This window comes from Streptomyces roseoviridis (assembly GCF_039535235.1).
Lineage (GTDB): Bacteria > Actinomycetota > Actinomycetes > Streptomycetales > Streptomycetaceae > Streptomyces > Streptomyces roseoviridis.
In genome coordinates, this window is the sequence record NZ_BAAAWU010000001.1 from 5,673,726 (window position 1) to 5,693,007 (window position 19,282).

The 19,282-nt window shown below is 73.8% G+C and carries 15 protein-coding genes; 7 read left to right on the top strand and 8 right to left on the bottom strand.

Annotated elements, in window-relative coordinates; translation table 11 throughout:
* Window positions 1–46: 46 nt before the first annotated feature.
* From ABD954_RS25655 to ABD954_RS25685, 7 genes are read right to left on the bottom strand one after another with little or no spacing between them, the layout of a single operon-like run.
* Window positions 47–853: an HpcH/HpaI aldolase/citrate lyase family protein gene (locus tag ABD954_RS25655; RefSeq protein WP_345489321.1), complete on the bottom strand. Its 807-nt coding sequence runs from the start codon at window positions 851–853 to the stop codon at window positions 47–49.
* Window positions 850–2,070, bottom strand: a complete 1,221-nt coding sequence (locus ABD954_RS25660; RefSeq protein ID WP_345489323.1) for a CaiB/BaiF CoA transferase family protein — start codon at window positions 2,068–2,070, stop codon at window positions 850–852. Before ABD954_RS25660 ends, ABD954_RS25655 begins: the two co-directional genes overlap by 4 nt.
* The gene (gene rbsK, locus ABD954_RS25665) at window positions 2,067–2,978 is read right to left on the bottom strand and encodes a ribokinase (RefSeq protein ID WP_345489325.1); all 912 of its coding nucleotides are present in this window, start codon (window positions 2,976–2,978) and stop codon (window positions 2,067–2,069) included. The genes ABD954_RS25660 and rbsK overlap by 4 nt, the downstream gene beginning before the upstream one ends.
* Window positions 2,975–4,462, bottom strand: coding sequence for an ADP-ribosylglycohydrolase family protein (locus ABD954_RS25670; RefSeq protein ID WP_345489327.1), 1,488 nt, complete (start codon window positions 4,460–4,462; stop codon window positions 2,975–2,977). Before ABD954_RS25670 ends, rbsK begins: the two co-directional genes overlap by 4 nt.
* The gene (locus ABD954_RS25675) at window positions 4,459–5,625 is read right to left on the bottom strand and encodes an ADP-ribosylglycohydrolase family protein (protein ID WP_345489329.1); all 1,167 of its coding nucleotides are present in this window, start codon (window positions 5,623–5,625) and stop codon (window positions 4,459–4,461) included. Before ABD954_RS25675 ends, ABD954_RS25670 begins: the two co-directional genes overlap by 4 nt.
* Window positions 5,594–7,312, bottom strand: coding sequence for an ADP-ribosylglycohydrolase family protein (locus ABD954_RS25680; RefSeq protein ID WP_382745681.1), 1,719 nt, complete (start codon window positions 7,310–7,312; stop codon window positions 5,594–5,596). The genes ABD954_RS25675 and ABD954_RS25680 overlap by 32 nt, the downstream gene beginning before the upstream one ends.
* Window positions 7,309–8,310, bottom strand: coding sequence for an ADP-ribosylglycohydrolase family protein (locus ABD954_RS25685; protein WP_345489331.1), 1,002 nt, complete (start codon window positions 8,308–8,310; stop codon window positions 7,309–7,311). The genes ABD954_RS25680 and ABD954_RS25685 overlap by 4 nt, the downstream gene beginning before the upstream one ends.
* A 251-nt stretch (window positions 8,311–8,561) precedes the next feature.
* On the opposite strand from ABD954_RS25685, the gene ABD954_RS25690 reads away from it, so the two are divergent.
* The 4 genes from ABD954_RS25690 to ABD954_RS25705 all read left to right on the top strand — a co-directional run bounded on the left by ABD954_RS25690 (window position 8,562) and on the right by ABD954_RS25705 (window position 16,748).
* Window positions 8,562–9,290 (top strand): VIT1/CCC1 transporter family protein, encoded by a 729-nt coding sequence (locus ABD954_RS25690; RefSeq protein WP_345489333.1) that lies wholly within the window; start codon window positions 8,562–8,564, stop codon window positions 9,288–9,290.
* Between the two features lie 483 nt (window positions 9,291–9,773).
* Window positions 9,774–14,333, top strand: a complete 4,560-nt coding sequence (gltB, locus tag ABD954_RS25695) for a glutamate synthase large subunit (RefSeq protein WP_345489335.1) — start codon at window positions 9,774–9,776, stop codon at window positions 14,331–14,333.
* On the top strand, window positions 14,326–15,786 hold the full coding sequence (locus tag ABD954_RS25700; protein ID WP_345489337.1) for a glutamate synthase subunit beta: 1,461 nt from the start codon (window positions 14,326–14,328) through the stop codon (window positions 15,784–15,786). Before gltB ends, ABD954_RS25700 begins: the two co-directional genes overlap by 8 nt.
* A gap of 242 nt (window positions 15,787–16,028) precedes the next feature.
* Window positions 16,029–16,748, top strand: a complete 720-nt coding sequence (locus tag ABD954_RS25705) for a VWA domain-containing protein (protein ID WP_345489339.1) — start codon at window positions 16,029–16,031, stop codon at window positions 16,746–16,748.
* 13 nt (window positions 16,749–16,761) lie between these two features.
* On the opposite strand, the gene ABD954_RS25710 is transcribed toward ABD954_RS25705, so the two are convergent.
* Complete coding sequence (locus ABD954_RS25710; protein WP_345489341.1) at window positions 16,762–17,727, bottom strand: aldo/keto reductase; 966 nt, start codon at window positions 17,725–17,727, stop codon at window positions 16,762–16,764.
* A gap of 81 nt (window positions 17,728–17,808) precedes the next feature.
* Between ABD954_RS25710 and ABD954_RS25715 the strand changes: the two genes are divergently transcribed.
* The 3 genes from ABD954_RS25715 to ABD954_RS25725 all read left to right on the top strand — a co-directional run bounded on the left by ABD954_RS25715 (window position 17,809) and on the right by ABD954_RS25725 (window position 19,267).
* On the top strand, window positions 17,809–18,174 hold the full coding sequence (locus tag ABD954_RS25715) for a MerR family transcriptional regulator (protein WP_345489342.1): 366 nt from the start codon (window positions 17,809–17,811) through the stop codon (window positions 18,172–18,174).
* Window positions 18,175–18,228: 54 nt separating this feature from the next.
* Window positions 18,229–18,606 (top strand): VOC family protein, encoded by a 378-nt coding sequence (locus tag ABD954_RS25720; protein WP_345489344.1) that lies wholly within the window; start codon window positions 18,229–18,231, stop codon window positions 18,604–18,606.
* Between the two features lie 103 nt (window positions 18,607–18,709).
* Window positions 18,710–19,267 (top strand): pyridoxamine 5'-phosphate oxidase family protein, encoded by a 558-nt coding sequence (locus ABD954_RS25725; protein ID WP_345489346.1) that lies wholly within the window; start codon window positions 18,710–18,712, stop codon window positions 19,265–19,267.
* The last annotated feature ends 15 nt before the right edge of the window (window positions 19,268–19,282 follow it).

Sequence of the window (19,282 nt, forward strand, 5' to 3'; positions counted from 1 at the left end):
CCGCCGGGACCGCTGGGTCCCGGCGGCCCTCCGCCGTTTGCGCCGCTCAGGCCCGGCGGGCGGCGAGGGCCAGGACGCGGCGGGCGCCGGTGACGACCGCCGGGTCGACGAAGCGGCCGTCGGGAAGGGTGAGGGCACCCTCCTGGGCCTCCGCCGCCTTGACCACCTCCTCGGCCGCGGCGATCTCGTCCGCGGTGGGGAGGTAGGCCCGCTCGATGACCGGGAGCTGGCGGGGGTGGATGGCGGCCCGGCCCAGGAAGCCCATGGCCCGGCCCCGGGCACAGCCTTCCGCGAGGGCGTCGAGGTCACGGACGTCCGGGTGGACCGACTGCACCGGGGGCGGCAGGCCGGCCGCCCGGGCGGCGACCACGACCCGGCTGCGCGGCCAGTCGAGGCCGCGGTCGTCCCGGACGCCCAGGTCGGCGCCGAGGTCGGCCTCGCCGAGGGCGAGGCCGTGGACCGAGGGATGGGCGGTGGCGATGGCGTAGGCGTGCTCCACGCCCAGGGCGTTCTCCAGCAGCGGGTAGAGGGGGAGCCCCCGGGAGAGCTCCACGATCCGGCCGATGTCAGTGGCGTGTGTCACCTTGGGAACACGCAGGGCGACCAGGCCGGGGAGGGACGCCAGGAAGGGGATGTCGCGGGGTGCGTGGATGCGGACGTGGACCGGTACGGGCTGGGGGTCGGCGAGCAGTTCGGCGGTGGCGCCCAGGGCGTAGGCCCTGCGGTCCGGGGCCACCGCGTCCTCCAGGTCGACGATGACCACGTCGGCCCCGGAGGCGATTGCCTTCTGTACGACCTCGGGTCGGTCGCCGGGGGCGTAGAGCCAGGTCAGGGGAGGGGCGGCCGGGTTCATACGGCTCCTTCGGCGCGCAGGGTGTCGATCTCGGCTGCGGTCAGGCCGAGCTCGGTGAGGAGCTCGGCGGTGTCGGCGCCGTGCGGGCGGCCGGCCCAGCGGACGGCGCCGGGGGTGTCGGAGAGCCGGAAGAGCACGTTCTGCATCCGGATCGGGCCGAGCTCGGGGTCGGGGACCTCGGTGACGGTGCCGAGGGCCTGGAACTGAGGGTCGTCGAGGACGTCCCGGACGTCGTAGACGGGGGCGACGGCCGCCTCCGCCTTCTCGAAGGCGGCCATGACCTCGTCGCGGGTGCGGTGGGCGATCCAGGAGCCGACGGCCTCGTCGAGGACGTCCGCGTGCGCGGCCCGGCCGGTGCCGTCGGCGAACCAGGGTTCGTCGGTCAGCTCCGGGCGGCCGACGAGCCGCAGCACCCGTTCGGCGATCGACTGGGCGGAGGTGGAGACGGCGACCCAGGAGCCGTCGGCGGTGCGGTAGGTGTTGCGGGGGGCGTTGTTGCGGGAGCGGTTGCCGGTGCGGGGCTGGACGTAGCCGAGCTGGTCGTACCAGAGAGGGTGGGGGCCGATGACGGAGAGCATCGGTTCGATGATGGCCATGTCGACGACCTGGCCCCGGCCGGTGGTGTGCCGCGCGGTGAGCGCGGTCATCACGGCGTACGCGGTGGCCAGGGCGGCGACGGAGTCGGCGAGGCCGAACGGGGGCAGGGTCGGCGGGCCGTCCGGTTCGCCGGTGATCGCGGCGAAGCCGCTCATGGCCTCGGCGAGGGTGCCGAAGCCGGGGCGGTGGGAGTACGGGCCGAACTGGCCGAAGCCGGTGACCCGGGTCAGCACGAGGCGCGGGTTGACGGTGGAGAGCTCCTCCCAGCCGAGGCCCCAGCGTTCCAGGGTGCCGGGGCGGAAGTTCTCCACGACGACGTCGGCGTCGGCGGCGAGCCGCAGCAGGGTGTCGCGGCCGCCGGGGGTGGACAGGTCGAGGGTCATGGTCCGCTTGTTGCGGCCGAGGACCTTCCACCACAGGCCGACGCCGTCCTTGGCGGGGCCGTGGCCGCGCGAGGGGTCCGGCTTGCGCGGGTGCTCGATCTTGACGACGTCGGCGCCGAAGTCGCCGAGCATCATCGCGGCGAGCGGGCCGGCGAAGAGGGTGGCGAGGTCGAGGACGCGCAGTCCGTGCAGCGGAGGGGTGGCCGCCGGGGTGGCGGCGGGGGTGGCGGTGTTCATACGCGGTGGCCCTCCAGGTCCGCGGCGGCGGCGTCGATCTCGGTGCGGTACGGCATGGAGGTGGACGCGCCCTCGCGCTGGACCGAGAGGGCGGCGGCGGCCGACGCCCAGGCGAGGGCCTCCGGGGCGGGCCGTCCCTCGGCGAGGGCGACGGCGAGGGCTCCCACGAAGGTGTCGCCCGCCGCGGTGGTGTCGACGGCCCGGACGCGGGGCGTCGGCACGGTCACCGGATCGGCGCCGCGGGCGGCGTAGAGGCAGCCGGCGGCCCCGAGGGTCACGACCACCTCGGGCACGTCGTCCAGCAGGGAGCGGGCGGCGGCGAGGGGGTCGGTGTGGCCGGTGAGGGCGGCGGCCTCGTGTTCGTTGGGCACCAGCAGGTCGGTGACGGAGAGGAGTTCGGTCGGCAGGGCTCGGGCGGGGGCGGGGGTGAGGACGGTGCGCACGCCCCGCTCGCGGGCGGCGCGGGCGCCCTCGGCGACCACGGCGAGGGGGAGTTCGAGCTGGAGGAGCAGGGCGTCGGCGGTGGCGATGAGTGCCTCGTCGCCGTGGGTGAGGGAGGTGACGGTGCCGTTGGCGCCGGGGATGACGACGATCGCGTTGCCGCCCTCGTCGTCGACGACGATGTGGGCGGTGCCGGAGGGGCCTTCGACGGTGCGCAGCAGGTCGGTGTCGACGCCGCTGTGTTCGAGGGCGGCGCGCAGCCGCAGGCCGAAGTCGTCGGCGCCGACGGCGCCGATGATGGAGACCTCGGCGCCCGCGCGGGCGGCGGCGACGGCCTGGTTGGCGCCCTTGCCTCCGGGCACGGTGCGGAAGTCGCGGCCGGTGACGGTCTCTCCGCGGCCGGGGGCCTTGGCCACATAGGCCACGAGGTCCATGTTCGTGCTGCCGAGCACGACGATGCTGGTCATGGGCGTACTGCCTCCGAGTGCGTCAGTGCGGCCAGGGTGTCGAAGCCGATGCCGTCGAAGGACGGCACCGAGGTCGAGAGGCGGTTCTTCAGGGGGGCGGTCCAGCGTTCGGGCAGCCGGTCGGGCCGGCCGGTGAGGAGGCCCGCGAGCGAACCGGCGGTGGCGCCGTTGGAGTCGGTGTCCCAGCCGCCGGAGACGGCCGCGCAGATGGAGCGGGTGAAGTCGCCGTCGGCGTGGGTGAGGGCGGCGGCGAGGAGGGCGGCGTTGGGCACGGCATGGACCCAGTGATACCCGCCGAGCCGGGCGTGGAGCCGGTCCACCACGGTGTCGAAGGGGGCGCCGGTGCGGGCGGCCTCGATGCCCTCGCGTACGGCGCGGGCGAGCCGTGACCGCGGCGGTACGACGGACAGCCCGGCGGTCAGGGCGCGGTGCACGTCCGCGGTGCCGCCGGCGGCGGTGGCGAGGGCGGCGGCGACGAACATGGCGCCGTACACGCCGTTGCCGGTGTGGGTGAGCACCGCGTCCCGGTGGGCCTGCCGGGCGGCTGCGGCCGGGTTGCCGGGGTGGGTCCAGCCGTGGACGTCGGCGCGGATCTGGGCGCCGATCCACTCGCGGAAGGGGTTGCGGCGGGAGGCGGTGAGGGGTGGTTCGACGCCGTCGAGGAGGTTGCGGTAGGCGATCCGTTCGGCGGTGAAGGTGCGGCCGGCGGGCAGTGCGTCGAGCCAGATCCGGGCGAGGTCGGCGGTGGTGAAGCCGCGGCCGTGGCGCTGGAGGAGCAGGAGGCCCAGGAGGGGGTGGTTGAGGTCGTCGTCCTCGGGCATGCCGTCGATGTTCTCGGCGAGGGAGGTGGCGGCGGAACGGCGGTTCCAGGGATGGGCGGCGAGGAGGTCGCCGGGAACGCCGCGGGCCGTGAACCAGTCGGCGAGGGGCCAGTTGCCGGTGGCGCGGGCGAGGGCGCGGATGGCGGAGAGGGGCAGTTTCTCCACCGGCTTGCCCAGGAGGCAGCCGGCGGCGCGGCCCAGCCAGGCGGCGTGCAGCCGGTCCCGCAGGGCCTCGCCGCCCGCCGTCCCCCTCGTGGTCGCGGGCGGCTCGTCCGGCCAGTCGGGGCAGGCGGCGATGATGGCGGCGAGGTCGGTGGGCTCGTGGGCGGCCAGGGGAGAGGGGAGTTCGGCCAGGGCGTCCAGGATCTCCTCGGCGAGCGGCCGCAGTTCGGGCCGCGCGACCGGGGAGGCGCCGGCCGTCGGGGGCGCGGGGTGGCCGCCTGCCGCGTACCAGCGGGCGGCGAGGGCGCGGGCGTCCCTGCCGTCCTCGTGGGCCTGCCGCAGTTCGTGCCCCACCAGGTCCTCGGGCTGGACCCAGGTGAGGCGGAGGGGTGGGGCGGGGGCGGGAGCGCCGGCTCGGTCGCCGGGATCCTGCGCGCGCTCCTGCGGGGGATCCGTGGCGGGCGTCGGGGTGTCCGGTGCGGGGACGGCGGCGCGGGTCATCGGGCGGTGCCGCCGGTCAGGGCCGCGTAGGCGCAGGCGTGGGCCTCGTGGCGCCGGACGTCGCGCAGGAACACCTCGTGGGTCACCCGGGCGAGGGCGGTCGCCGGGGCGTGCAGGTCGAGGCGGCTGGCCTCGGCGACCTGTTTGGCCCACTCGGCGGGGACGGCGGACGCGCCGTGCAGGGCGCCGCTGATCGCGCCCGCCATGGTGGCGATGGAGTCGCAGTCGCGGCCGTAGTTGACCGCGCCCAGGACCGTACGGCGGTAGTCGCCCTCGCCGACCAGGAGCATGCCGAGGGCGATCGGCAGTTCCTCGATCGCGTGGAGGCGGGAGGGGCGGCGGGCGTCGAGGGAGGGCCTGCGGTAGTCGGGGCCGACCGAGTCGAAGGGGGCGACGGCCCGCCGCAAGGGGGCCAGCGCCGTCTCGAAGTCGCGGTGGGCGGCGGCGACGTCGGCGACCGCCTCGATCGCCGCCCGGGTGCCGTCCTTGGCCAGCGACAGGGTCGCCTCGACGACCGATCCGGGCGTCGCGCCGGGCAGGCAGGCCGCCGCCACCGCAGCCGCGAAGACGCCCGCGGCCTCGCGCCCGTACGAGGACTGGTGGGCGCCCGCGATGTCGAGGGCCTCGGCGTAGGCGGCGGGCGGGTTGGCGGCGTTGACCAGGCCGACGGGGGCCATGTACATGGCCGCGCCGCAGTTCACGATGTTCCCGGTGCCGGCCTCGCGGGGGTCGGCGTGGCCGTAGTGGAGCCGGGTCACGATCCACTTCTCGGCGAGGAAGATCCGCTGGAGGGGAAGGGCCTCGGCCTCCAGTTCGGGGATCCAGACGGTGCGGTCCATGAGTTCGGGGACGAGGTGCTCGGCGACCGCGTGGGCGTCGAGGTGGTCGCGGACCTTCTCGTACACCCGGATCAGGGCGTGGGTCATCAGGGTGTCGTCGGTGACGTGTCCGTCGCCCTTGTGGTACGGCGCGATGGGGCGGGCGGTGCGCCATTCGGCGCCGTTCCAGGGGCCGACGACGCCGGTGACGCGACCGCCGTGGCGTTCGGCGATCTGCTCCGGGGTGTAGCCCTCGACGGGGCCGCCGAGGGCGTCGCCCACGGCGGCCCCGAGGAGACTGCCGGTGATCCGGTCATCCAGAGAGGGGATGCTTGGGTCGGTCATGTCGGAATTGTCCACCCGGAGTGCCCGGTTCCGTGGCTGCGAGCAGACCGGCGAGTTCCACGAGGTCGGTGCCCGCGAGCCGGGGCAGCGCACAGCCGGCGAGCGTGCGGCACGCCTCCCGCCAGGTGGCCGGGATCTCGCTGCCGCCCGCCAGCGCGCCGGTGAGCGCGCCCGCGAGCGCGGGCGCCGAGTCGGCGACCCGGGAGAGGCAGGCCGCGGCCGGTACCGCCGCGGCCACCTCGCCGCGCGCGGCGAGCGCCAGGGCGAGGGCGACCGGGACCGTCTCGGCGGCGGCGATGCCGTAGCTGTAGACGTGGTCGACGATCTGGTGCTCCAGGAGCGGCACGAGTTCGAAGGCCGAGCCGGCGGTCCGGGCCAGCTCCACCGCGTACCGGCCGTTGCGGCCGATCTCGGTGGCGGAGGGCAGCTGGTCGAGTGCCGCCTCCACCGCCTCCTCGGGCGAGGCGCCGCCGAGGGCGGCGGCGACCGCCGCCGCCATGGCGCGGGCGCCGTGCACACCGTCGCCGTCCTGGGTGTAACGGGCGTCGAAGTCGGCGAGTTCGGCGGCCGCGGCCGGGACGCCCGGGTGCGCGAGGGCCAGTACGGCGGCGCGGACGCAGGCGGCGTCGTCGAAGTAGTGCGGGTTGTCGTGCCCGGTCGCCGGCGGGCGCAGGCCGGTGGCCAGGTTGCCGAGTCCGGCCCGTACCGAGATCCGGGCGCGCAGCGGCAGCACGGCCGACTCCACCTCCGGCGCGCGCTCGGCCGCGGCGGCGACCTGCCCGGCGAGCGAGTTCCACGCGAGGTCGACGGCGGCGCGCAGCCGGCGCTCGGGGGCGAGGGTACGGAACAGGGGGCCGTGCGCGGCGAGCAGCGCCTCGGCGGTGAACACGGCCCACTCGGCGTCGTCGGAGGGCCCGAGCCGCAGTGGCTCGGGCGGCTGGTTGAGGGCGATGGGGACGGGCAGGGTCGTCGTCGCGTTCTGCTCGGCGAAGGTGTCCAGCTCACGGGTGAGCCGGCGGGTCCACTCGGGCATCCGGGCGGCCCGGTGCCGCGCCGCGGGCCACCCGGCGGCATCCCCCGCGGCCAGCCCGAGGAGCAGTCCCTCGATCCGGTCCCGGCCCGCGCCGGTGGCCCGGGCCCGTCCTTCGGTCCGGGAGGCGGCCCCCGACGGCCCCTGATGAGCGGCCGCCACGCGCCGGACGCCTCCGGCCGGCCCCTCGGGTCCCTCGCCCGCCCGGCCGGCCCGCCCGGCCGCGGGCTGCGCCCGCCCGGTCCGGCCTCGGAGGGCAGCGCTCGCGGTGGCGGGCTGCGCCCGGCCGTCGTGTCCGGGCGGGGGAGGACCCGGGGTGGTGGCGTCGGCCGGTGCGGGCCTTCCGCCGGCTTCACCGGCCGGGCCCCCGGAAGGACGCGTGCCGCGGGCCGGGGCGGGGGTGCCCGCCGCCGTGCCGTCGGGCGCGGTGGACCGCGACCACCCTTCGGGTCCCGCCGGGCGCGGGCCCGTCGGGGTGGCGTCCGAACCCGGCGGCGCCGCCTGCGGCCGGCCGTCCCGGCCGGCTTGGCGCAGGCCCGTGGCAGCGGTGTCCGTGCCCACCGTGAAGTGGGTCCGGCCTTTCGGCTCGGTGGGGTGCCGGGCGTCCTCCTCGGCGGGGCGCAGGGTGTCGTCGACCGTCGTGGTGTCGGCGCTCATGCCGGGTCCTCCTCCGGGGTCAGCAGGTCCGCGATGTCCAGGACGTGGTAGCCCCGCATCGAGGGCAGGCAGCTGCCGGCGACCGGCGGGATGGCCGAGGACCACTCCTCCGGGATCGCGGCGGCGCCGCCCAGCGCGCCCGCGAGGGCGCCCGCGACGGCTGCCGTCGTGTCGGCGTCGCGGCCCATGTTGACGGCCGTGAGGACCGAGGTGCGGAAGTCGCCGCGGGCCGCGGCGAAGGCGCCGAAGGCGAGGGCGACGGCCTCGGGGGCCAGGTCGGTCCACGGGTAGCCGCCGATGACGACGGCCGAGCGGACCGTGCGCTCGCGGGTCAGCGGGTCGGGCTGGATCCGCTGTGCCGCCACCACCGCGCGCCGCATGGAGCGGGCCGTCCAGGAGTCCATCGGCACGACGGACAGGGCCGCCGCGATGACCGAGGTCACCGAGGCGCCGTCCATCGCCGCCGCGACGCCCGCCGCGACGGCCTGCCCGCCGTAGATGCCCTCGCCCTCGTGGCTGACCGTGCCGTCGATGGCGACGAGCCGGGCCGCCTCGGCGGGACGGCCGGCGGCGAAGACACCGAAGGGCGCGGCCCGCATGGCCAGGCCGTCGCTCCAGGCGTGCCGGTGCTGGGCGGAGATCGGAGCGGCCAGGCCCCGGCGGAGGTTCTCCAGGGTGCCGCGCTCGGAGAAGCCGGCGCCCCGGAACGGGCCCTCGTCGAGGTCGGCGATCCAGTGGTGCCAGGCCCGTTCGACGTGGGCCACGGTGAGGGCGGAGCCGTGCCGGGCCAGGAGCAGGCCGGAGAAGATGGCGTACTCGGTGTCGTCCGTGCCCGCCGGACGGTCCGTCACGAAGCCCTCGATGCGGCCCCATCGGCGCCGGATCTCCGAGGGCCGCAGGTTCTCGGCGGGCGCGCCGAGCGCGTCGCCGACCGCGAGTCCGAGCAGGGCGCCCCGGGCGCGTTCGCGCACGCCCGTGACCGTCGTGCCACCCACCATCTCTCTCCCCTTTCGCGCTCCTCCCCATCTGTGCCACGCGGGGCGCCCCACCGCTCACCGAAACGTTTCTGTCACCCGCGTGACACCACGTCAGGGGCAGGCCGTGAGCGGTTCGGTAAGGCGAACCATACGAAGGCGGGCCTTACTAAGTACGGCCTGCCTTGCTGGCGCGCCCCTTACATCGGGCGTATTTTCGAGTACGTCGGAAGGGGGCGGGCACGCCGAACCCGCAGGAAAGACAGGGGAGAAGCATGTCCATCATCGAAGCCGTCGCACCACTGCACGAGGCCCACCGCGACAACCACACCCACCGCGACGTGAACGGCGGCTGGCTGCGCCCCGCGGTCTTCGGCGCGATGGACGGACTCGTCTCCAACCTCGCGCTCATGACCGGCGTCGCCGGCGGTGCCGTCTCCTCGCAGACCGTCGTGATCACCGGCCTCGCCGGACTCGCGGCCGGAGCCTTCTCGATGGCCGCCGGCGAGTACACCTCCGTCGCCTCGCAGCGCGAACTGGTCCAGGCCGAACTGGACGTCGAGCGTCGCCAGTTGCGCAAGCACCCGATCGACGAGATGGAGGAGCTCGCCGCGCTCTACGTCTCCCGGGGCGTCGAGCCCCGGCTCGCCCGCGAGGTCGCGATGCAGCTCTCCCGCGACCCGGAGCAGGCGCTGGAGATCCACGCCCGCGAGGAACTGGGCATCGACCCGGACGACCTGCCGTCGCCGACGGTCGCCGCCGTGTCGTCCTTCGGGTCGTTCGCGCTGGGCGCCCTGCTGCCCGTACTGCCGTATCTGCTCGGGGCGACCGCGCTGTGGCCGGCGGTGCTGCTGGCGCTGGTCGGGCTCTTCGCCTGCGGCGCGCTGGTGGCCCGGGTGACCGCCCGCAGCTGGTGGTTCAGCGGACTGCGCCAGCTCGTCCTCGGCGGCGCCGCGGCGGCCGTCACGTACGGGCTCGGCATGCTCTTCGGCGCGGCCCTGTAGCCCACCGGGTCCTGTGGCCGCCGCCTCGCGTCACCCGAAAGGCCCCCTGGACCACCAGGGGGCCTTTCCCCTGCCTCCCGCACCTGCCGTTGTCGCTGTGACGTATCTCCCTGGGCGGATCCCGCCTTCCGGTGAGACACTATGCGCAGCGCCACATAACTAGCCGGTTACCCGGCGGTTTCGAATCCCTGACCACCGGGGATGAGGCATAAGCGCCGCGGGCAATGAGGCCCGCTCCGCGACGGGTCGCCGGAGAACCCGGAATCACCCCGGACTCCTCGATTCGCCCCCTTACGGGAACGCCCCGGTTCCCGTGCCCCACAGCTGAGACAACGCCACCGCCCGTATCCGCGGTGTCCGCATGCTGGAATGAGCTATCCGCTTCCCGAGAAGCCAGCCATCATGTAACCTGCACGAAATTTCGCGGAGGGCCAACGTCGTCCCTCGGCTGCTGTATATGCCACGACGACGACGGGAGAGCCGATGCGTTCCGACGCCTGGTCGCCCATGGACGGTCGCCCCGCTCCGCAGGGGATGTACGACCCCCGTAACGAACACGACGCCTGTGGTGTCGGGTTCGTGGCCACCCTCACCGGTGTTGCCAGCCACACCCTGGTCGAGCAGGCGCTGACCGTACTGCGCAACCTCGAGCACCGCGGCGCCACCGGCTCCGAGCCCGACTCCGGAGACGGCGCGGGCATCCTGCTCCAGGTCCCGGACGCCTTCCTGCGCGAGGTCACCGACTTCCCGCTCCCCGCCGCCGGCTCCTACGCCGTGGGCATCGCCTTCCTCCCTGCCGACGGCTCCGCACAGGCCGTCTCGCAGATCGAGACGATCGCCCGCGAAGAGGGCCTGGACGTCCTCGGCTGGCGCGAGGTCCCCGTCGCCCCCGAGCTGCTCGGCGCCTCCGCCCGCTCCACCATGCCGGTCTTCCGCCAGCTCTTCGTCGCCGACGGCGTCAACAGCGGCATCGCGCTCGACCGCAAGGCCTTCGTCCTGCGCAAGCGCGCCGAGCGCCAGGCCGGGACCTACTTCCCGTCGCTGTCCGCCCGCACCATCGTCTACAAGGGCATGCTGACCACCGGCCAGCTGGAGCCCTTCTTCCCGGACCTGTCGGACCGCCGCTGCGCCTCCGCCGTGGCCCTGGTCCACTCCCGGTTCTCCACCAACACCTTCCCGAGCTGGCCGCTGGCCCACCCGTACCGCTTCGTCGCCCACAACGGTGAGATCAACACCGTCAAGGGCAACCGGAACTGGATGACCGCCCGCGAGGCCCAGCTCGTCTCGGACGTCTTCGGCGAGGGCTCCCTGGAGCGGATCTTCCCGATCTGCACCCCCGACGCCTCCGACTCCGCCTCCTTCGACGAGGTCCTGGAGCTGCTCCACCTCGGCGGCCGCTCGCTGCCGCACGCGGTCCTGATGATGGTCCCCGAGGCGTGGGAGAACCACGACTCCATGGACCCGGACCGGCGCGCCTTCTACCAGTACCACTCCACGATGATGGAGCCCTGGGACGGCCCCGCCTGCGTCACCTTCACCGACGGCACCCAGGTCGGCGCGGTCCTGGACCGCAACGGTCTGCGCCCCGGCCGCTACTGGGTCACCGACGAGGGCCTCGTCGTCCTCTCCTCCGAGGTCGGCGTCCTCGACATCGACCCCGCGAAGGTCGTCCGCAAGGGCCGCCTGCAGCCCGGCAAGATGTTCCTCGTCGACACCGCCGAGCACCGCATCATCGAGGACGACGAGATCAAGGCCGCCCTCGCCGCCGAGAAGCCGTACGCGCAGTGGCTGGAGACCGGCGAGATCGAGCTCTCCGACCTCCCCGAGCGCGAGCACATCGTGCACACCCACGCCTCGGTCACCCGCCGCCAGCAGACCTTCGGCTACACCGAGGAAGAGCTCCGCGTCATCCTCGCCCCGATGGCCCGCACCGGCGCCGAGCCGATCGGCTCCATGGGCACGGACTCGCCCATCGCGGCCCTGTCCGAGCGCCCCCGGCTGCTCTTCGACTACTTCACCCAGCTCTTCGCGCAGGTCACCAACCCGCCGCTGGACGCCATCCGCGAGGAGCTCGTCACCTCGCTGCGCTCCTCCCTCGGCCCCCAGGGCAACCTGCTCGACCCGACCGCCGCGTCCTGTCGCAGCGTCACCCTGCCCTTCCCGGTGATCGACAACGACGAGCTGGCCAAGCTCATCCACATCAACCACGACGGCGACATGCCGGGCATGAAGGCCGTGACGCTCTCCGGCCTCTACCGGGTCTCCGGCGGCGGCGACGCGCTGGCCGCCCGCATCGAGGAGATCTGCGCCGAGGCCGACGCGGCGATCGAGGGCGGCGCCCGCCTGATCGTCCTGTCCGACCGGCACTCCGACGCCGAGCACGCGCCGATCCCGTCGCTGCTGCTCACCTCGGCCGTCCACCACCACCTCATCCGCACCAAGCAGCGCACCCAGGTGGGCCTGCTCGTCGAGGCCGGGGACGTCCGCGAGGTCCACCACGTGGCCCTCCTCATCGGTTACGGCGCGGCCGCGGTCAACCCGTACCTGGCCATGGAGACCGTCGAGGACCTGGTCCGGGCCGGCACCTTCATCACGGACATCGAGCCCGAGCAGGCCATCCGCAACCTGATCTACGCCCTCGGCAAGGGCGTCCTCAAGGTCATGTCCAAGATGGGCATCTCCACCGTCGCCTCCTACCGCGGCGCCCAGGTCTTCGAGGCCGTCGGCCTCGACACCGCCTTCGTCGAGAAGTACTTCAACGGCACCGCCACCAAGATCGGCGGCGCGGGGCTCGACGTCATCGCCAAGGAGGTCGCCGCGCGCCACGCCAAGGCCTACCCGGTCTCCGGCGTCGCCTCCGCGCACCGCGCCCTCGACATCGGCGGCGAGTACCAGTGGCGCCGCGAGGGCGAGCCGCACCTCTTCGACCCCGAGACCGTCTTCCGCCTCCAGCACGCCACGCGCTCGAAGCGGTACGACATCTTCAAGAAGTACACCGAGCGGGTCAACGAGCAGTCCGAGCGGCTGATGACGCTGCGCGGCCTGTTCGGCTTCAGCTCCGACCGCCCCTCGATCCCGCTCGACGAGGTCGAGCCGGTCAGCGAGATCGTCAAGCGCTTCTCCACCGGCGCCATGTCGTACGGCTCCATCTCCAAGGAGGCGCACGAGACCCTCGCCATCGCCATGAACCAGCTGGGCGGCAAGTCCAACACCGGTGAGGGCGGCGAGGACCCGGACCGCCTCTACGACCCGGCGCGCCGCTCCGCGATCAAGCAGGTCGCCTCCGGCCGCTTCGGCGTCACGAGCGAGTACCTGGTCAACGCGGACGACATCCAGATCAAGATGGCCCAGGGCGCCAAGCCCGGCGAGGGCGGCCAGCTGCCCGGCCACAAGGTCTACCCGTGGGTCGCCAAGACCCGGCACTCCACCCCGGGCGTCGGCCTGATCTCCCCGCCGCCGCACCACGACATCTACTCCATCGAGGACCTGGCCCAGCTGATCCACGACCTCAAGAACGCCAACCCCGAGGCCCGCATCCACGTGAAGCTGGTCTCCGAGGTCGGCGTCGGCACGGTCGCGGCCGGTGTGTCCAAGGCCCACGCGGACGTCGTGCTCATCTCCGGCCACGACGGCGGCACGGGCGCCTCCCCGCTCACCTCGCTCAAGCACGCGGGCGGCCCCTGGGAGCTCGGCCTCGCCGAGACCCAGCAGACCCTGCTGCTCAACGGCCTGCGCGACCGGATCGTCGTCCAGACCGACGGCCAGCTCAAGACCGGCCGCGACGTCGTCATCGCCGCGCTGCTGGGCGCCGAGGAGTTCGGTTTCGCGACCGCGCCGCTCGTCGTCTCCGGCTGCGTCATGATGCGCGTCTGCCACCTGGACACCTGCCCGGTCGGCATCGCCACCCAGAACCCGGTGCTGCGCGAGCGCTTCTCCGGCAAGGCCGAGTTCGTCGTCAACTTCTTCGAGTTCATCGCCGAAGAGGTCCGCGAGCTCCTCGCCGAGCTGGGCTTCCGCACCCTGGAGGAGGCCGTCGGCCACGCCGAACTCCTCGACACCAGCCGTGCCGTCTCCCACTGGAAGGCGCAGGGCCTCGACCTGGAGCCGCTCTTCCACGTGCCCGAGCTGCCCGAGGGCGCGGTCCGCCACGCCCTGGTCGAGCAGGACCACGGCCTGGAGAAGGCCCTCGACAACGAGCTGATCGAGCTCGCCGCCGAGGCCCTGAACGCCGAGTCCGCCGAGACCGCCCAGCCGGTCCGCGCCCAGGTCCCGATCCGCAACATCAACCGGACCGTCGGCACCATGCTCGGCCACCAGGTGACGAAGAAGTTCGGCGGCGCCGGTCTGCCCGCCGACACCATCGACATCACCTTCACCGGCTCCGCCGGCCAGTCCTTCGGCGCCTTCCTGCCGGCCGGTGTCACCCTCCGCCTGGAGGGCGACGCCAACGACTACGTCGGCAAGGGCCTCTCCGGCGGCCGCGTGATCGTCCGCCCGGACCGCGGCGCCGACCACCTGGCCGAGTACTCCACCATCGCGGGCAACACCATCGCGTACGGAGCCACCGGCGGCGAGCTGTTCCTGCGCGGCCGCACCGGTGAGCGCTTCTGCGTCCGCAACTCCGGTGCGCTGGTCGTCTCCGAGGGCGTGGGCGACCACGGCTGCGAGTACATGACCGGCGGCACGGCGGTCGTCCTCGGCGAGACCGGCCGCAACTTCGCGGCCGGCATGTCCGGGGGTGTCGCCTACGTGATCGACCTCGACCGGGACAACGTCAACTCCGGCAACGCCGGGGCCGTCGAGGCCCTGACGGAGGCCGACGGGGCGTGGCTGCACGACGTCGTGCGCCGCCACCACGAGGAGACCGGCTCCACCGTGGCCGAGAAGCTCCTCGCCGACTGGGACGCGGCGGTGAGCCGCTTCAGCAAGATCATCCCCACCACGTACAAGGCAGTGCTCGCCGCCAAGGACGCCGCTGAGCTCGCCGGCCTCTCCGAGGCCGAGACCACCGAGAAGATGATGGAGGCGGCGACCCATGGCTGATCCGAAGGGCTTTCTCACCACCGGCCGCGAGGTCGCCAAGACCCGTCCCGTGGCCGAGCGCGTCAAGGACTGGAACGAGGTCTACGTCCCCGGCTCCCTGCTGCCGATCATCGGCAAGCAGGCCGGCCGGTGCATGGACTGCGGCATCCCGTTCTGCCACAACGGCTGCCCGCTGGGGAACCTGATCCCCGAGTGGAACGACTACGCCTACCGCGAGGACTGGTCGGCCGCCTCCGAGCGGCTGCACGCCACCAACAACTTCCCGGAGTTCACCGGCCGCCTGTGCCCGGCTCCGTGCGAGGCGGCATGCGTGCTCGGCATCAACCAGCCGGCCGTCACCATCAAGAACGTCGAGGTCTCCATCATCGACAAGGCCTGGGACAGCGGCACCGTCGCCCCCCAGGCCCCCGAGCGCCTGTCCGGCAAGACCGTCGCCGTCATCGGCTCCGGCCCGGCCGGTCTCGCCGCCGCCCAGCAGCTGACCCGGGCCGGCCACACCGTGGTCGTGTACGAGCGGGCCGACCGCATCGGCGGACTGCTGCGCTACGGCATCCCCGAGTTCAAGATGGAGAAGCGGCACATCAACCGCCGCATCGAGCAGATGCGCGCGGAGGGCACCAAGTTCCGCACCGGCATCGAGGTCGGCCGCGACATCACCGCCACCGACCTGCGCAAGCGGTTCGACGCGGTCGTGGTCGCCGCCGGCGCCACCACCGCCCGCGACCTGCCCGTGCCGGGCCGCGAACTCAAGGGCATCCACCAGGCGATGGAGTACCTGCCGCTCGCCAACAAGGTCGTCGAGGGCGACTTCGTCTCCTCGCCGATCTCGGCCGAGGGCAAGCACGTCGTCGTCATCGGCGGCGGTGACACCGGTGCCGACTGCGTGGGCACCGCCCACCGCCAGGGCGCGGCCTCGGTCACGCAGCTGGAGATCATGCCCCGGCCGGGCGAGGAGCGCAGCGCCGGCCAGCCGTGGCCGACCTTCCCCATGCTGTACAAGGTCACCTCGGCGCACGAGGAGGGCGGCGAGCGGGTCTACTCCGTCTCCACCACCCACTTCGAGGGCGACGAGGACGGCAACGTCCAGTTCCTGCACCTCGTCGAGGTGGAGTTCGTCGACGGCAAGCTGACCCAGAAGCCGGGCACGGAGCGCAGGATCCCCGCCCAGCTGGTCACCCTCGCCATGGGCTTCACCGGCACGGACGTGGAGAACGGCCTGGTCGCGCAGTTTGGTCTGGGCCTCGACGAGCGGGGTAACATCGCGCGTGACGCGGACTTCGCCACCAATGTCGATGGCGTCTTCGTCGCCGGTGACGCCGGCCGCGGTCAGTCGCTGATCGTCTGGGCCATCGCCGAGGGCCGCTCGGCCGCCCGTGGCGTGGACCGCTACCTGACGGGCGCCAGCTCCCTGCCGGCCCCGATCCGCCCGACGGACCGTGCCCTGACGGTCTGACCGGCCGGGCCCCTTCGACCGGGCCCCCAAGACGTCCCGTACAACGACGTGCGGAACTGAGCGCGACGCTCGCCCCACTGTCCCCGACCTGGACGACCGGGCGGGCGTCGCGGTGCGTCCCGGTGCCGGAGCGCGGGCGGCGCCCGGGACGTCGCCGGCCCCTAGACTGCCGACCGTGGCGGACGTCGCGGCCGCGGCGGACGCCGTGCTCGCGGACGTCGAGGACCGGAGAGGAACCACCCGTGGCCCTGAGTCTGCGCAAGGTCGAGGAGACCGCGCCCGCCCTCGTCGACCTGTACAAGACGGCCGGGGACTCGCTGCGGCGCCACGGCGTCGACGGCCGGCGGGTCGCCGTCTACCTCGTCCTCGACTACTCGGGCTCGATGAAGCCCTACTACGCGGACGGCACCGTCCAGGCCCTGGCCGACCGGGTCCTCGGCCTGTCGGCCCACCTCGACGACGACGGCCGGGTGCCGGTGGTGTTCTTCTCCACCGACATCGACTGCGAGACCGACATCGAACTCGCCGACCACAAGGGCCGGATCGACCGGATCGTCGCCGGCCTCGGCCACATGGGCAAGACCAGCTACCACCTCGCCATGGACGCGGTCATCGACCACTACCTGGACAGCGGCACCACCGCGCCCGCGCTCGTCGTCTTCCAGACCGACGGCGGCCCGATCAACAAGGTCGCCGCCGAACGGTACGTCTGCAAGGCCGCCCGGCTCCCGCTCTTCTGGCAGTTCGTCGGCTTCGGCGACCCGGGCAGCCGGCAGTTCGAGTTCCTGCGCCGCCTCGACGAGCTGGCCGTCCCGGCGAAGCGGCCCGTGGACAACTCCGGCTTCTTCCACGCGGGCCGCGACCCGCGCCGGGTCCCGGACGCCGAGCTCTACGACCGGCTGGTCGCCGACTTCCCCGCCTGGCTCGCCGCCGCCCGGGCCCAGGGCATCGTCCGCGACTGAGCGCCGGCCCCGTTCAGGACCCGGTCTCGGTATCGGCCTGGGCCTGGGCCCCGGTCTCAGCCTCGGTCTCAGCCTCGGTCCCGACCTCGGAGAGCAGCGCGAACTGCTCGTCGCTCAGCTTCACCTCGAGCGCCCCCATGTTCTCCTTCAGGTGGTGCTCCGAGGTCGTGCCTGGGATCGGCACCACGTGCGGGCCACGGCGCAGCAGCCAGGCCAGCGCCGTCTGGGCGGGCGTCGCGCCGGCCTCGCGGGCCACCCGGGCGACCGGTCCGTCAGGGCCCGCGTGCGCGCCCATCGCGACCGGGAAGAAGGGCACGAACGCGATGCCGTGCCGTGCCGTGTGGTCGACGACCGGGTCGTGGCCGCGTTCGGCCAGGTTGTACAGGTTCTGCACGGCCGCGACCGGCGCCGTCCGTCCCGCCTCCACCAGCTGTTCGACGGTCACCTCGGACAGGCCGATGTGCCGGACCTTCCCCTCCTCCTGAAGACGCTTCAGGGCGCCGAGCTGCTCGGCCACCGGATAGTTCTCGTCCAGCCGGTGCAGATACAGCAGGTCGATCCGCTCCGTCCGCAGCCGTCGCAGGCTCAGCTCGGTCTGCTGGCGCAGATACGCCGGGTGGCCGAGCGGCACCCACTCGGTGGGCGAGGGCCGCAGGTTGCCCACCTTGGTGGCGACGGCGACCTCGTCCCCGTACGGCCGCAGCGCCTCGGCGAGCAGTTCCTCGCCCGCGCCGAGCGCGTAGGCGTCGGCCGTGTCGAAGAGGTTCACGCCGGCCTCGACGGCGGTGCGCAGCAGACGCAGCGCGGCGGGCCGGTCGGCCGGCCCGGTCCAGATGCGTGCCTCGGGCCCGCGGGGGTCGCCCGGCCCGTCGGCGAGCCGCATCGTGCCGTAGCCGATGCGGCGGACCGGGAGGTCGCCGCCGATGTGGAATACGTTGGTGTCGAGCCGGTCGCCGTGGTGTGCCATGTCGTTCGTCATGACCGGAACGCTAGGAGCTCACATCGGTGTGAGCTTCAAGGGCCTGTGAGGGGGATCACATGAGAGACGGGTGGGGGCGGGATGCGCATCGGTGAGCTGTCGCGTGCGACCGGGGTGAGCGTCCGGCTCCTGCGCTACTACGAGGAGCAGGGCCTCCTCGTCCCGGAGCGCACCCCCGGCGGTCAGCGGGTCTACGGGGCCGACGCCCCCGCCGTCGTCCGGCGCGTCCGGGCGCTGCTCGGCGCCGGGCTGCCGACCCGGATCATCGCGGAGGTGCTGGACTGCGTCTGCGGCAGCGAGACGGAGATCGAGCCCTGCCTCAGCCCGCTCCTGGTGGCCCGGCTCGACGCCATCGACGAGCAGATCTCCGACCTCCAGGGCGCCCGGTCCTCGCTGGCCGCGCTGGTCGCCGCCACGGAGGGACGGGGGATCGCGCCGGCCGGGTGAGCCCCCGGAACAAACGGTTGGTCAGGAGCGTTGCCGGCACGCGATAGTGACGGCATGAGCTCTCTCGTACGACACGTGACCATCGACTGTTCCGACGCCTACGCACTGGCGGGCTTCTGGGCCCAGGTGCTCGACTCCAAGATCTCCGACGACGACCGTCCCGGCGACCCGGAGGCCCTGGTCGACACGCCGGGGGGCGGGCTGCTCTTCATCCAGGTGCCCGAGAAGAAGTCCGTGAAGAACCGGATCCACCTCGACCTCCAGCCGCAGGACCGCACCCGTGACGAGGAGGTCGAGCGGCTGCTCGCCCTCGGCGCCACCCTCTTCGACGACCAGCGCCGTCCCGACGGCACCGGCTGGGTCGTGCTCACCGACCCGGAGGGCAACGAGTTCTGCGTGGAGCGCAGCAAGGCGGAGCGCGAGGCCGCCTAGTCCGGAGCGGTCCGGAGCGGTCCGGAGCGGTCCGGAGCGGTCCGGACGAGCTTCCGGAGCAATCCAGACAGAAGGTGTCGGGGTTCCGGTGTTCCCTGGAGGCATGGGAGACACCGGAACCGCATCGCACGCCACGCCCCGCACCGCCCCGGCCGCCGTCGCCTGGGGCGACGTCGAGACGGCCGAACCCGAGCTCGCCGCCACCGTCCGCGAGCGCTTCGGGCAGTACACCCACCACGTGCTGGCCACCCTCCGCAAGGACGGCTCGCCGCGCCTGAGCGGCATCGAGGCGGATTTCCGCGACGGCCAGCTGTGGCTGGGCATGATGCCGCACTCGCGCAAGGCCCTGGACCTGCGCCGGGACCCCCGGTTCGCGCTGCTCGCCAACCCCGGCGAGGGCACCGGCATGGGCGGCGGGGACGTCCGGCTCTCCGGGCGGGCGATCGAGACCACCGACCCGGAGACCCTTGCGTGGTACGCCGGCCAGGCCGGCGCGCCGCAGCCCTTCCACCTCTTCCGGGCCGAGCTCACGGAGGTCGTCCGCACCAGCGTGGAGGGCGAGGACCTCGTCGTCCGCAGCTGGGCACCGGGCGGGCGGGTGCGGACGATCCGGCGCGGTACCGACGACAGCCCGCCCCGCGAGGAGGCGGAGGCCGGTTGAGCACGCGTGATCCCC

Excerpts from the sequence above, each read along its gene's own strand:
- ABD954_RS25685 (WP_345489331.1), bottom strand. The coding sequence starts at position 8,310 with ATGGTGGGTGGCACGACGGTCACGGGCGTGCGCGAACGCGCCCGGGGC.
- ABD954_RS25680 (WP_382745681.1), bottom strand. The coding sequence starts at position 7,312 with ATGAGCGCCGACACCACGACGGTCGACGACACCCTGCGCCCCGCCGAG.
- ABD954_RS25675 (WP_345489329.1), bottom strand. The coding sequence starts at position 5,625 with ATGACCGACCCAAGCATCCCCTCTCTGGATGACCGGATCACCGGCAGT.
- gltB (WP_345489335.1), top strand. The coding sequence starts at position 9,774 with ATGCGTTCCGACGCCTGGTCGCCCATGGACGGTCGCCCCGCTCCGCAG.
- ABD954_RS25690 (WP_345489333.1), top strand. The coding sequence starts at position 8,562 with ATGTCCATCATCGAAGCCGTCGCACCACTGCACGAGGCCCACCGCGAC.
- ABD954_RS25720 (WP_345489344.1), top strand. The coding sequence starts at position 18,229 with ATGAGCTCTCTCGTACGACACGTGACCATCGACTGTTCCGACGCCTAC.
- ABD954_RS25725 (WP_345489346.1), top strand. The coding sequence starts at position 18,710 with ATGGGAGACACCGGAACCGCATCGCACGCCACGCCCCGCACCGCCCCG.
- ABD954_RS25670 (WP_345489327.1), bottom strand. The coding sequence starts at position 4,462 with ATGACCCGCGCCGCCGTCCCCGCACCGGACACCCCGACGCCCGCCACG.
- ABD954_RS25710 (WP_345489341.1), bottom strand. The coding sequence starts at position 17,727 with ATGACGAACGACATGGCACACCACGGCGACCGGCTCGACACCAACGTA.
- ABD954_RS25660 (WP_345489323.1), bottom strand. The coding sequence starts at position 2,070 with ATGAACACCGCCACCCCCGCCGCCACCCCGGCGGCCACCCCTCCGCTG.
- rbsK (WP_345489325.1), bottom strand. The coding sequence starts at position 2,978 with ATGACCAGCATCGTCGTGCTCGGCAGCACGAACATGGACCTCGTGGCC.
- ABD954_RS25700 (WP_345489337.1), top strand. The coding sequence starts at position 14,326 with ATGGCTGATCCGAAGGGCTTTCTCACCACCGGCCGCGAGGTCGCCAAG.
- ABD954_RS25715 (WP_345489342.1), top strand. The coding sequence starts at position 17,809 with ATGCGCATCGGTGAGCTGTCGCGTGCGACCGGGGTGAGCGTCCGGCTC.
- ABD954_RS25655 (WP_345489321.1), bottom strand. The coding sequence starts at position 853 with ATGAACCCGGCCGCCCCTCCCCTGACCTGGCTCTACGCCCCCGGCGAC.